General features: G+C 54.6%; 10 protein-coding genes and 1 riboswitch. Of the genes, 2 read left to right on the forward strand and 8 right to left on the reverse strand.

Annotated features, from left to right (window positions below; genetic code table 11):
- Positions 1-2: 2 nt before the first annotated feature.
- From EHSB41UT_RS14720 to EHSB41UT_RS14755, 8 genes are all read right to left on the reverse strand, one after another.
- A complete protein-coding gene (locus EHSB41UT_RS14720) occupies positions 3-1,940 on the reverse strand; it encodes a TonB-dependent receptor plug domain-containing protein (RefSeq protein WP_087111143.1) in 1,938 nt (645 codons plus the stop codon).
- A 116-nt stretch (positions 1,941-2,056) separates the two neighbouring features.
- Positions 2,057-2,261, reverse strand: a riboswitch (cobalamin riboswitch).
- Between the two features lie 99 nt (positions 2,262-2,360).
- Entirely contained in the window at positions 2,361-3,332 is a 972-nt protein-coding gene (locus tag EHSB41UT_RS14725; protein WP_087111145.1) for a siroheme synthase, read from the reverse strand.
- 3 nt (positions 3,333-3,335) lie between these two features.
- Positions 3,336-4,829 (reverse strand): cobyric acid synthase, encoded by a 1,494-nt coding sequence (locus EHSB41UT_RS14730; RefSeq protein WP_087111147.1) that lies wholly within the window; start codon positions 4,827-4,829, stop codon positions 3,336-3,338.
- Positions 4,822-5,922, reverse strand: coding sequence for a nicotinate-nucleotide--dimethylbenzimidazole phosphoribosyltransferase family protein (locus tag EHSB41UT_RS14735; protein WP_087111149.1), 1,101 nt, complete (start codon positions 5,920-5,922; stop codon positions 4,822-4,824). The genes EHSB41UT_RS14730 and EHSB41UT_RS14735 overlap by 8 nt, the downstream gene beginning before the upstream one ends.
- Positions 5,923-6,000: 78 nt before the next feature.
- The gene (locus EHSB41UT_RS14740; protein WP_087111151.1) at positions 6,001-6,825 is read right to left on the reverse strand and encodes an adenosylcobinamide-GDP ribazoletransferase; all 825 of its coding nucleotides are present in this window, start codon (positions 6,823-6,825) and stop codon (positions 6,001-6,003) included.
- A 6-nt stretch (positions 6,826-6,831) separates the two neighbouring features.
- Positions 6,832-7,467: an alpha-ribazole phosphatase family protein gene (gene cobC, locus EHSB41UT_RS14745; RefSeq protein WP_087111153.1), complete on the reverse strand. Its 636-nt coding sequence runs from the start codon at positions 7,465-7,467 to the stop codon at positions 6,832-6,834.
- 4 nt (positions 7,468-7,471) lie between these two features.
- Positions 7,472-7,993: a bifunctional adenosylcobinamide kinase/adenosylcobinamide-phosphate guanylyltransferase gene (cobU, locus tag EHSB41UT_RS14750; protein WP_087111155.1), complete on the reverse strand. Its 522-nt coding sequence runs from the start codon at positions 7,991-7,993 to the stop codon at positions 7,472-7,474.
- Between the two features lie 59 nt (positions 7,994-8,052).
- Positions 8,053-8,637: a cob(I)yrinic acid a,c-diamide adenosyltransferase gene (locus tag EHSB41UT_RS14755; protein WP_087111157.1), complete on the reverse strand. Its 585-nt coding sequence runs from the start codon at positions 8,635-8,637 to the stop codon at positions 8,053-8,055.
- A gap of 382 nt (positions 8,638-9,019) precedes the next feature.
- Between EHSB41UT_RS14755 and EHSB41UT_RS14760 the strand changes: the two genes are divergently transcribed.
- Both EHSB41UT_RS14760 and eutB read left to right on the forward strand, forming a co-directional pair.
- A complete protein-coding gene (locus tag EHSB41UT_RS14760) occupies positions 9,020-10,426 on the forward strand; it encodes an ethanolamine ammonia-lyase reactivating factor EutA (RefSeq protein ID WP_087111158.1) in 1,407 nt (468 codons plus the stop codon).
- 87 nt (positions 10,427-10,513) lie between these two features.
- Positions 10,514-12,970 carry an ethanolamine ammonia-lyase subunit EutB gene (gene eutB, locus EHSB41UT_RS14765; protein ID WP_242667325.1) on the forward strand — a complete coding sequence of 819 codons (2,457 nt, stop codon included), beginning with the start codon at positions 10,514-10,516 and terminating at the stop codon, positions 12,968-12,970.
- Positions 12,971-13,092: the final 122 nt, after the last annotated feature.

A 13,092-nucleotide genomic window follows, 5' to 3' on the forward strand; every position in this document is an offset into this window, starting at 1 on the left:
GGTTATCCGAATGAGTAGGTGTAGGTCAGCTGAAGGTTGCGGGGCGCGCCTTTGGTTTTCAGCGGTGCCCGGTAATCAGCCGGAGCATCAGAGGCCGGCTTAAACACGTCTACGAAGTAGTCCTTGTCGAGCAGGTTTTCGATACGCGCTGACACCTTGTGCTGTTTCTGACCGTTAAGCAGCAGCCAGCCACCCAGATCGACAACTGCAGCATTGCCATAGTCTGTGTCGTGTTTCTTGATGTCGCCGGTATAAACCAGAGACGACCAGAGTCCCCAGTCTTTATCTGCATCGTCGTAGTTCACACCAGCTGTTGCGAACCACTCGGGAATACCGGTCAGCACTTCACCCTTATCGAGATCGGTCGTGTGGGCGCGGGTTGCGGAAAGAGATGTGCTCCAGCCGTTCGGGAAGCTCACCATGCCGGAAATCTCAAAACCTTTAGTTTTGATGACTTTGTCGATGTTCTTGTACTGATCGTTTTCAACACCGATCAGATCTTCCACTTCCCGCCAGAAGAGGGTGGAGCCCAGCTGGATAGAGGTACCGTTATTCAGCACGTGCTGCCAGGTCAGTCCGGCATTGCTGCTGGTGCCCTGTTCAGGTTTCAACTCACGGTTGCCCAAAGTGTCTTCTTTGGCGTACAGATGTTCAGCCGTTGGCAGGCGGAATGAGGTACCCGCAGAGAACTGAGCGGAAAGAGAGTCGGTCAGAGGGTGATCGGCGCTGATACTGAAGACAGTCGCGTCTTCACCAGACTCAATCTTGTTATAGCGTGCGCCAATAGCCAGATACGTATCTGGCAGAGCAGAGATATAAGGGCGGTATTGGCCGTATACAGCATGAGCGACTTCGGTATCGGACTTGAAGTTCATCACTTCGTCCTCGCCCTCATAGCGCTGTTGCTCGTAACCAAACAGAACCTGGTCCTGGCTGTCGAAGCTGTAGCGACCCATGACATTGATGCCCTTGTCGGTAAAGCCCCAGTAGTCGTTGTTGTTGATCAGATGCAGTTTGTCATCGGTCTTGCGGTACAGGCGGAAATAGTCGGTATCCCAGCTGTGGTAGTAAGCCTTGACCATCGTCGCCAGATTGTTATTCACCTGATGATCGAGCTTCAGGGTCACCAGGTTCTGGCTGCGTTTGTTTTCGGTCGAGACATTGTAATAAGGGCGGGCATATTCCAGATCGGCTTCATTGTGTTGAAGCAGCAGACTAACGCGGGTATCAGCAGAAACGTCATGTGCCAGCTTTACGCCAAAGTTCTGAACGTCATACCCACGCTCATGGTCGGTTGCTGTCCAGTGAAAGTCACTGCGGTCCCATGGCTCGTAACCATCGGTACTGTCGCTGGAACCAAAGAACAGCACTTCAGTATTGCCGATCTTGTCGGTGGTAAAGCCGCTGATGGTTTGTGCGCCAAGGGTATCTGCACTAATGCTGAATTGCCCTTCGGCTTTGCCTTTGTACGAGCGAGTGATGATATTAATAACACCGGCCACCGCTTCGGTGCCGTAAATCACACCCTGGCCGCCTTTCAGAACTTCGATCCTCTCAATCATGGCTGAGCTGACGGAATCCATATAGGCCGAGCCGAACAGGCGGTTATTCACCCGCACACCGTCGATCATCCACAGGATGTCCTGGCTGCGGGAACCCTGCAGGGAGTAAGAACCGTAATCAAAACGACCGGCGCCGCCTGTTACCGCCAGACCTGGCACAAACTTGCGCAGCAGACCATTGATATCCTCGATGCCGGATTCTTCTATCTGCTTGCGGTCAACGGTTTCCAGCTTGTAGCCGTACATGGCCTGCTCGCTGGACAGGGTTTCCTCGATACGACTGGCTTCTACAGTCACTTCCGGAAGGGTTGTGACTTCTTCAGCAGCTGCACATGGCAGAGCAAGTGGAAGAAGTAAAAAGAGACCTGATTTCTGCATAACTAACAACTCGAATCCTTGAGGGATTATTTCTTTGTGTTAAAGGCGCAGTACAAGTCGGGTATGGCTTGGAGAGAAGGTGTGCTTCATCCAATCGGGTATACCCGCCCGATACATAGAGATTTCATGTTCTGGCAGGTTTCCTGGCTTCAGGGTCATCACTGGTCGGTTGTCTTCCCGGATCATCAAAGATCCAGTGACCTATTAACCGGCAGCTCGCCTGTTACAGTTGCGGGTACAGCTGGGGATTTTCACCCCATTCCCTTTTCACCCTGTCTTTGGAGAAACAAAGAGCAAGGCACCAGAGCACGTTCGGCACAATCCGGAATGAGGTGGGCTGTGCCGGCAGAAAATTACCGGAGTGGGATGAGTTACAGAATGCGTACAAACACCAAAAGCTGGGGGTTTGTAGACCTGTGTCTATAAACGCGGGGTCGGTATGGTGTGAACAGGAACGTTTTTATTGGCCAGCAGCGTAGAAAGGTTGGAGCTTATGGTGATGAGGGATGCTGAATCGGCAGAGATGAAAAGCACACGACGGCCATTGTTTATATGTTCAATAATCAGAGCTTCATGCTCTGCTGCGTTCTTTACGGCAATCAGGTCAGCATCGCGGCGACAGAGCGCCATAATGGCTTTTGATACATCATCGGTGTAGAAGACGGTTTCCGCTTTCTGCATCAGGCGCAAAGCCTTGAAGGTCAGTTCGTCCGGATCATTGTGGGCAACATTGATCAGGTACAATTCACCACTGCTTAACTCTGCGCCTGCTAGCCGCTGTTCCAATGTACTGCGAGCCTGTTCCAGCTGGGCGGCATACACCTGTTCCGCCACATCACTGGTCAGAGTTTCCTCCCAGAAATGGCGGCGATCATGGATGCTGTCAAAGCGGGCTTTCACCAGACCCCGATATTCACCGGCCAGGGCTGCCAGCTGGCCAAGCCCATTGGGAAGTACACTCTCCAGCTGCTCCCGAAGCAGGCGGGCCAGAACAGGTGTGGTCCCGCTGGTGGAAACCGCGACCATTACCGGGGAACGGTCAATAATCGCAGGAACAATGGCATTACCGGCTTCCGGTGCATCAATCACATTGACGAAGACACCCTGCTGCTTTGCCCGTTCGGCGACCTGCTGGTTTACCGCATGGTTATCGGTTGAAGCAATGACCAGAGCGACACCCCCCAGATCATCCGGATGGAACGCCCTCTCTTTCAACTCATGATGGCTGCCGCTCAGAAAGGCATAAACCTCTTTGCGGATTTCCGGAGCCACAACCCGCAGGCGTGCGCCGGCGGAGTGAAGTAGCCTGATTTTGCGCAGGGCTACATCGCCACCGCCAACTACCAGACAGCGTTGGTTCTTTACATCAAGAAAGAGAGGGAGGTAATCCATTACTCAAGCCTGCTTTAAGCCAATCACCTGCATGATGTAATCCATATCCAGATGCTCATCCATGGCATTGGCAATACGGTTGATGCCGTCTTCACGGGTTTCATTGTAATCCGGAATCTCAACATCCTTCAGGCTTGCCCATTCCAGAATTGCACGACAGGCTTCCGGGTGCTCAAAGACACCGTGCAGGTAGGTGCCAAATACCAGACCATCGTCGGAGATCACACCATCCGGGCGATCACCTTCCAGCGTGATCAGCGGATGCTCAAGAGCCTTGCCGGTGGTGATTCCAGCATGAATCTCATAGCCGGTCACAGTAGCAGAGCCCTGCCCTGGCAGACGGAGAACACCGCTGACTCGATGCAGTTGCTTATCCGGTTCCATGGTGGTTTCAATGTCCAGCAGGCCCAGACCTTTGCTGCTGCCAGCGGCGCTTTCAAGACCCAGAGGATCGTGGAGCATCTCGCCCAGCATCTGGTAGCCACCGCAGATACCCATCACCTTGCCGCCAAAACGCAGGTGTCGGTATACGGCACGGTCCCAGCCGTTGGCACGAACGAAGTCCAGATCGGAACGGGTGTTTTTGCTGCCCGGCAGGATGATCAGATCACAGGCCGGGAACTCTTCGCCTTTGCGCACAAAGCGAATATCCACATTCGGATGCAGGCGCAGAGGGTCGAAGTCGGTATGGTTGCTGATGCGGGAAACAACCGGCACCACCACCTTGAGAACATTGGCTTCTTCACCAGTGAATTGCTGATCTGCTACCGCATCTTCAGCTTCCAGATGCAGGCCGTGCAGGTAAGGCAGTACGCCAAGAACCTTTTTGCCGGTCTTCTCTTCCAGCCAGTCCAGACCCGGCTGCAGCAGGGTTACGTCACCCCGGAAGCGGTTGATGATAAAACCTTTCACCCGCGCCTGTTCAGACTCCGACAGCAACGCCAATGTGCCGTAAAGGTGGGCAAAGACACCGCCACGGTCGATATCGGCAACAATGACTACCGGCACATCGGCTTCTTCAGCAAAGCCCATATTGGCGACATCACCTTCGCGCAGGTTGATCTCGGCCGGGCTACCGGCACCTTCAACCACCACCGCATCGCTGAACGACTTCAGTCGCTCAAAAGAGCTGAGGATGGCCTGCATCACCTTGGGTTTGTAGTCGTGGTAGGAGCGGGCATCCATATCCTTGACCACTTTACCGTTGACGATAACCTGAGCACCGATATCGGTGTTCGGCTTCAGCAGCACCGGGTTCATATCGGAATGTGGTTCGAGGCCGCAGGCCTGCGCCTGTACTGCCTGAGCACGGCCGATCTCACCACCATCAACGGTAACGGCGCTGTTCAGCGCCATATTCTGTGGTTTGAACGGGGCAATCTTGAAACCGCGGCGAGTCAGTGCGCGGCACAGACCTGCGCAGAGCACACTTTTACCGGCATCAGAGGTGGCCCCCTGAATCATAATCGAGCGAGGGGAGAGGGTTTTATCAGTCATTGTCTGACTCGAAATGGTTTGGCTCAAAAAGAGCAATATGTCGCGAAGTGAATTCGTCCATGATGGCCAGTATCTGCTGCTGATAAAAGCCAAGTTTCTCTGCCAGTACCAGACAGCCGCCGAGACCACAGCCTTCTACCACAAGACCCTGTTCGTACACCTGCAGTGAGGTGTGGCAGGAATGGTGGAATCCGGTTTCCGGCATCATCAGCGGAATATCAGTGCCCGGAATATAGTCCGGACCGTGCTGTTCATGGAGATCCCGATAAACCCACTGTGTCGTTGCCTGAATAGCATTGCCGGCAAGGGGGGCTTTCCACTCAGGATGTTCCCGGTTCAGCATCAGCCAGGGCACGATCACCATCAAACCACCGGCCAGCAGCAGGGGATGTTTGCGCTGATGATCAACAAGCCCTTGCAGCATAAGGGTGACAGCTGTCTGCAGGTTGTCGTGAGTGCTGTTGTCGCTCAGCAGCGCTGCGGCAGTGATGGGCAGGCCAGAGTTTTGCACACGGTTGGTCAGGGCTTCTATAAGCACCTGCCGCTCCGCCAGTTTCTCCGGGTCCAATGTGCTGCCAGCGGCAAGCACCGGGTTATCCAGCAACAGGTTCAGCCACAGGTTGGCATAAATGGTTCCGCCAACACCGCACTCGGCGACCACACTGATCCAGTCATCCTGATCTTCCTGTTTCAGGTTCGGCAGCAGGGTGTTGTGAACCAGTTGTGGTATTTCTGCCTGTGTGCAGGACCATTGCTCCAAACCATCCAGAGCCAGTTTGTCTTCCGGAATATAAGGTTTGTGTTCAAGGTCGAGATTGTAGATGCGCATCACAACCTTATGGCCGGCTCTGCGAAATAGCTGGAGCAGAGCGTGGGTCAGCAAGGCTGGTGTTATACCGCCATTGGACAGTAGCGGCTGAGGCTCGATGCCCGGCAGATGGGTCGTGTCGTATCCCGTTGCAATCATCTCGCTGTTGTTGGCCGGGGTGAACGACATCAACCCGGCACCCGCGCCGGCATCGCTGAGCTTATGCAGGTCAGGCAGGCGGGCAACGCTATTGATAATGCTGAAACAAATAACCGGTTTGGACACAGGCTCAACCTCTCAGCCCAGAAACTTTGATAAACGACTCAGACAGACAGCTTGTACAATTAAGGTAATGGGTACGATTCAAACAAGCAGGGCGATAAACAGAAACAGGCAGGCTTCTGTAATCTCGATCACTGCACCACAGACATCACCGGTAAAGCCTTCCAGGCGCGAAAGGGTCTGCTGGCGCAACCAGTACCATAGCAGCAGAACAAGAATCAGCGCGGGCCATACACCAGCCAGAAGAACAGCCGAGATCGCCAGGGCAGCCATCAGGGAGGAGCGGCACTCACTGCGGGTAACGGGGTTGGCGGCAAAGTCAGAAAAGGCCTGGCCCAAACCTTTCGGGCGGACATAAGGCGTATTCAGGAACAGACCCATGCCTGCTGTGCGACTCAGCACAGGAATCAGCAATATGGCCAGCCAGGATTGGCTGATTGTCAGCGCCACCATGCCTCCGGCTTTCACCAGCATGCCAAGCACCACAACCATTACCGCCATCGGACCACAGGTCGGGTCTTTCATAATGAGGAGGGTGCGTTCCTTGTCGCCAAGACCGCCGACCCAGGCATCGGCACAGTCGCCCAGACCGTCCAGATGCAGGCCGCCGCTGGCCAGAGTAAGAATGGCAAACAGAGTCAAACCAATAAGAGACAGATGAATAGTGTTCAGGTCACCATGCCAGCTGCCCAGAAAGCTGCTGAGCACCAATCCGGTAACAACCAGTATCAGGCCAATAATTAAACCGACAACCGGCATATAAACAACCGCCCGGCCCATATCTTCATCTTCAATGGTTTCGAGGTGGCGGGTAGGCAGGCGGCTGAAAAAACCGAGAGCCAAAGCTATGGCACGGCTGTGACGTTCCCGGGTGGATACTGTTGAAGAAGGGGATTGCTCGTCCATGGCTGTTTATCCTGTGGAACCCAGAGACAGTAAACGTGGCCAATGACGGCCCTGTTCATCGGTATAGACTTCGATCCGGCAGAGCGAGGCGTAAGGCGTATGGATGCGAGTAAAAGGCACCATACTGTCTGTCGGAATCTCAAGAATATGCGCCAGTACCTGACGGATAACACCGCTGTGGGTCACCAGCAAAATATGACCCTGAGCCGAGTTATCGATCAGAGCCTCCCAGGCCTGATTGATACGGCCTCGGAAGGCAGAAAGCGGTTCGCCACCGGTCGGTGTGTTGGTGTTGGGATCAGACCAGAAGGCCGAAAGCTGTTCGGGATGCTCTTGGTGAAGGGTGTCGTAGCTGACGCCATCCCACTCACCAAAGCTGGTTTCGCGCCACTCGGGATCAATGGTCAGCGGCAGGCTGCTTTGTGCTGAGAGTTCCCGGGCAAAAGCGGCACAGCGCTGCAGTGGGGAGCTGATAATCTGCGTCCAGCCGGGATTGTGGGCGGTTGTTGAACGCAGTTGCTGCCAGCCGGTATCCGACAAGGCTCTGTCGGTAGAACCTAACAGGCAGCTGTCGCCTTCAGGCTGTCCGTGACGCAAAAGGTCAATAACCGTTGTTCCCGGAGTGATTGGCTGCCTGCTCATGGTGTTAGTGCTTGCTGCCTTTCATTACCAGCGGCAGGCCGGCGGCGACAAAGGTGACCTTGTCAGCTGAACGGGCAATGGCCTGATGCAGTCGTCCTGACTCATCCACATAACGGCGGGTCAGTTCACCCATCGGGATAATGCCCATGCCGACTTCATTGGAGACCATAATAATGCGGCCAGGCAGCTCAGACAGAACATTGAGCAGCTCCTGTCGTTTGGTCGGCCAGGCATCTGTGTCGTCCATGCACAGTAGATTGCTGACCCACAGAGTCAGGCAGTCAACCAGCAGGCAGCGATCTTCACGGGCTTCGCGCTTGAGTACTTCGGCCAGTTCCACCGGTTCTTCGACCACCGGCCAGTGGTCCGGGCGCTGCTGACGATGGTGCTCCACACGATCGGCCATTTCCTGATCGTAAACCGTGGCTGTGGCGATATAGGTCACTTCAAGACCACTGTCTATCGCCTGCTGTTCGGCATAAGAGCTTTTTCCGGAGCGGGCACCGCCCAGTACGAGTTCTATCATGACTTTGCTGTCTGCTGATCACTGTAATTTCGCCCGCAGAGTGCGGGCGAAAGACAAGTTTACACTTTTTCGCGGTCGGACTGTTGCCACAGTACTTCACCGCCGGTCTGGCGGGCAATGTAACGGGCCAGCACAAACATTAAGTCGGACAGACGGTTGAAGTAGCTGAGCAGCGGCGCGTTGATCTCTTCGCCGGCATTGCGGGTTGCGATAATGCGACGTTCCGCACGGCGGGCAACGGTGCGTACCATATGGAAGTGACAGGCCTGTGAGGAGCCACCTGGCAGGATAAAGTTTTCCAGTGGTGGCAGTTCGCTGTTGAACTGGTCAATCAGGGCTTCCAGGCTATCAACGTGTTCTTGTTTGATGATCTGCCAGCCCGGCATAGCCAGCTCGCCACCGGCATCAAACAGACGGTGTTGAATTTCCAGCAGAGGGTCCAGCAGTTTGTGACGCAGGATCTGGCCGTCACGCACTTCGTTGATCAGCAGGCCCATCCAGCAGTTCAGCTCATCAACAGTGCCGATAGCTTCCATGCGCGCGTGGTCTTTAGGAACGCGGCGGCCTTCGCCCAGGCTGGTTTCGCCCTTGTCGCCGGTGCGGGTGTAGATCTTGGTCAGACGGTTTGGGGTATCTTCAGACATAGGATCCTGAGACTCTTCTGTGAAGGACAGATTGAAGGGCCTAATTATTAAGACGCGACCATAGCAGATCGGTTTTTTGACCGGCGTGATTCATCTCAAGGTAATCTTTGCGTGGTTTTGAAAACATAGATGCAGGTCAATATTGATCTCGATTCATGCCCACGGTCATAAAACAGTGAGTGAGGCTGTTTTTCGGCGTTCGGGTGTTGATGTGAATCAACAGAGGGCGGCAGGATTGTCTGGTAGGTTTTGAATGTCCTTTTTGTGTGTGCCTGTGGGCTCTGTTTCCACGGTGTATTGAGCAGCCAAAGGCTGCGGTGCTTGTTCCTTGTCTTCCTTCTGTTCAGCTAACTCCCCACGAGAGTGCTCTGGTCATGTTCTGATGATCGGGCTGGATTTTGGCTCCACGACCAGTCGCGCCATGATCGCCCGTACCCGTGTTGGACAGAATCGCTTTTCCGGCACTCTGGGGGCCGGTACTCCAGAAATTATTTACCGTTCTGAACCGTTGTTTACCCCTTTCGTTGATGATGTGCTGCATGTTGAGGATGTACTGGCCTGTCTTGAGCTTTGGCTGAAGCAAAGTGGTACCTGTGCTGAGGATATCTTCTGCGGTGGTCTGATCATTACCGGTCTGGCGGCCCGAGGCAGCAATGCGGAAACGATTGCCGCGGCTGTTGAGCAGCGCCTGTGTAATTTTATTGTCGCAACGGCGGCCGATGCCGGACTGGAATCCTGGCTGGCTTATATGGGGAACACCCAGAGAATGAGTCAGGCCTTCCCCCGCAGTCAGTTTATGAATCTGGATATTGGTGGGGGAACCACCAATATTGCTGTCGGCCGTAATGGCAACGTCTCCGAAGTGGGATGTTTTCATATCGGTGCCCGCCATTTTCGTTTTCAGCCGGGCAGCTATACGCTGGCCGGAGTCTCGGAGATTGGCCGACAGCTGGCGGACTATTACGGCTTCTCTGCTGAGGTTGGGCGGCCGATGGTGCGTTCCTGCCGTCATCTTATTCTCGATCTTTATATTGATGCGCTGCTGGCGATTGTTCATGGCGATCAGGCGTTTTTTCAATGTCTGCCCGGTTCACTGCTGGTGGATCTGCCTTCCGGCTGGCAGGGCGGGGAAGACTTGTCTCTGACCTTCTCCGGTGGTGTGGGTGAGCTGTTGTATAAGGTGAGTGAGGGCGGGGCTTTGCCTGCGACCATTGCAGCCTTTGGCGACCTCGGTATCGACCTTGCCGAACGTATTCTGCAGGAGCCTGAGCTGTGTCGTCATCTGAAGGGGCATGTTCCCGAGAATCGCGGGCAGTCTACGGTTTATGGCCTGGCTATTCATAGTGCGGAAATCTCCGGCCACTCTGTCCATCTGCCCAGTCCGTCTCTGCTTCCTTTACGACATCTGCCGGTTATTGGCCGGTTGTGTATCTCGGCTTCCAAAGATGATGTTGCCCAGGCGATCGCTATGGCTGCTCGTTGTACGGCTGGAAGTTGTCTGCAGATTATTCCCGAGGCGGGCAGTTATCCGTCTTTGATGGATGTTCGCAGGCTGGGCCAGCATCTGGCTGAGCAGTTAAAAAGCGGCATTATCAATGCGGACACGCCTCTGCTTCTGATCGCACCTATGGACTTTGGCAAGGTGCTGGGCAGTTATGCGACAGAGTGGGGGCGCATCCCGGTCACCCTGATTGTGGTGGATGAAGTGCAGGAGCGTTCGGTGCAGTTCGTCAGTCTTGGTTGCGCAAGGAACTACGTAATTCCCGTTTACTATTATGGAATGCACTGACGGCGGCTTCAGCGGGGTCGTTTTAAACTGTCGGTATCTGTGCACACAGTGACTCCCTGTTTCCGTCAATCCCATCGGAGGATGACATTGTCTCTCGTCAACCACCATAAGCCTCTTGATCAGATCGTTGTTCCCGTACCAGCCAGAGAGCAGGTTTACCGCATGCGGGTGGCCGGGCAGGAGTATTCGTTTCAAGGGCTGGCGGCATTGCTGGGAGCGGCGGATTACAGCAAGGCAGGTGATCGTGGTGCCGGGCTGGCCGTTGATAATGAGATTCAGCGGGAGGCAGCCCGCAGCATTCTGGCCGACCTGACCCTTCAGCATATCTATGATCATCCGCTGACCACCCGCGAGGGTGATATCGATGAAGTCATGGTGGTGAACTACAACATCGACCATGATGTGTTCGGGACTATTGCTCAGCTGACTCTCGGTGAACTCCGTGACCGGTTTATGGAGTGCACAGGGCCTGAGCTGTTGGAGTTCGGTACCGGGATGACCGGCGTTATGGTGGCTGCGGTCACCAAACTGATGAGCGTCCATGATCTGGTTTTCAATGCCCGCAAGATGCGCTGCCATTCCCAGTTGCGTAACCATCTTGGCTTTGAAGGCACACTCTCTTCCCGTATTCAGCCCAACCATCCAACCGATGATCTGGCCGCCATTACTGCGATGGTGTTGCAGGGCTTGTCTATGGGTAATGGCGATCAGGTGATCGGCCTGAACCCGTCTGACGATACCTTCGATAATATTGCCGCCTGCCTGACGCACCTTGATCAGCTGCGCAAGCAGACCGGTGCGCCAACTCAGGTGTGCGTACTCTCCCATATCCGTACCCAGCTGGCCTGCATCGAAGAAGGTGTGCCGGTGGATGTGCTGTTCCAGTCTCTGGCCGGAACCGACAAAACCCTGCGTCGCGGGTTTGATGTCAGTGTGTCGTTTATGGATAAGGCCTGGGAGACCATGAACAAGAAAGGCGCGCTGGCCGGTAAGACCGAACAATTTATGTATTTTGAAACCGGGCAGGGCAGTGAGATCAGCTATGGCTACCACGAAGGCATAGATATGGCCACGGCGGAAGCTCTGACTTACGGCTTATGTCGTCGGTATACCCCGGGCATGGTTAACAGTGTGACCGGCTTTATCGGTCCGGAAACCCATGCCAACAGTCAGGAGATTATTATCTCCAACCTGCAGGATCTGTTTATGGGCAAGCTGATGGGCCTGCCGATGGGCGTTTCTCCCTGCTTTACCATGCATGCCGATGCCGGTGTGGAAGGTCAGGAAATGGCGGTACAGCTGCTGACCTCGGCCGGTGCTCAGTATTTTGTCGATATCCATCTGGGTGTGGATCGTATGTTGTCCTATGCCGACACCAGCGGCCACGATAACCAGACCATGCGGGAAATGTATAACCTGCGTCCGGCCCCGGAGTTCTGGCATTGGTGCCTGGATAAAAAGATATTTATTGAAGATAAACTGGGCCGTATCCGTCGCGGCCCTAACTGGGGTAAGCCGGAAGCCTTCTGTGACTCCCGCAGCGAATTCGACGACATGATGAAAAACGTGCCCATGAACTATGGGTACGGCTCCGGTACACAAACCCCGAAAACTGCGGGCCCGCGGATGAGCAGCCCGATTGTCCGTGAATTGCGGATGAATATGGCCGTCGCCCGTCAGGCTGCAACCAGCTATCTCAATATGGAGTTGCTGGAACAGCTGGATATTCGCCTGTTAGACAGTCGAGCCAGCTCGCTGCAGGAGCATCACAGCAATCCGGCTGCCGGTTGCTTCCTCGCTGTAGACAGCTTTGATGCGCTGGCACCGGAGCAGTGTGATATCCAGATTGTGGTGACCGACGGTCTCAGTGCAGAAGCCGTAAACACCAATGTTATGGATGTGCTGCCGGTACTGGAAGATGGCTTGCTGAGCTCTGGTCTGAAGCTGGGTAAAACCATTGTTGTTCCCCATGGTCGGGTCAAGCTCGCAGAAGATATCGTCCGTGCACTGGGCTGCAAGCTGGTGATTATGCTGCTGGGTGAACGACCAGGGGCGGGTATCGAGTCCAGCCGCAGTATGTCGGCCTATCTCGTTTATCACCTGACTGATGAAGAGAGCCTGAAAGAAGCCCGCCTGTTTGCGGAGCTTCCTGGTCTGGAGTTTGAAGACAGTGTGATCCCGAATATCTACCAGGGTGGTACACCGCCGCTGGAAGCCGGGGCGATTATTGTTGAGCAGGCCAGACAGATTCTGCATCACAAGGCCGCCGGTAACCGTCTCAAATGCCTGCAGGGCTTTATGATGGGCCTGCCGGGAGCAGCTGACCTGCCGATGTTCCATAACAAGCAGGATGATCGCCCGGTGGGTGGCATTCGCTTCTACGACTTTGGTAACCAGATGCGTATCACTGAAGCCGACATCATGATCCTTGGTCGCTGGGAAGTGCGGGAAATGTTGGTCAGTCGTCGTGCGGTTCTGTCGCCGCTGGCCATGGATCTTCTGGCGATTGAACGCATCAAGATTCGTTACAACGATCAGGTCTGATTTTTACCAGACATTGACATTTATCACTTTTCCCGAAAACAGCGCTTCCGCCTCTTCGGGAAAAGTGACCTGACGCAATATCCTTTTTTTTTATCTGCTTATCCTCCACGCATCAAAATTTC

It is taken from the genome of Parendozoicomonas haliclonae (assembly GCF_900174585.1).
GTDB classification, from domain to species: domain Bacteria; phylum Pseudomonadota; class Gammaproteobacteria; order Pseudomonadales; family Endozoicomonadaceae; genus Sansalvadorimonas; species Sansalvadorimonas haliclonae.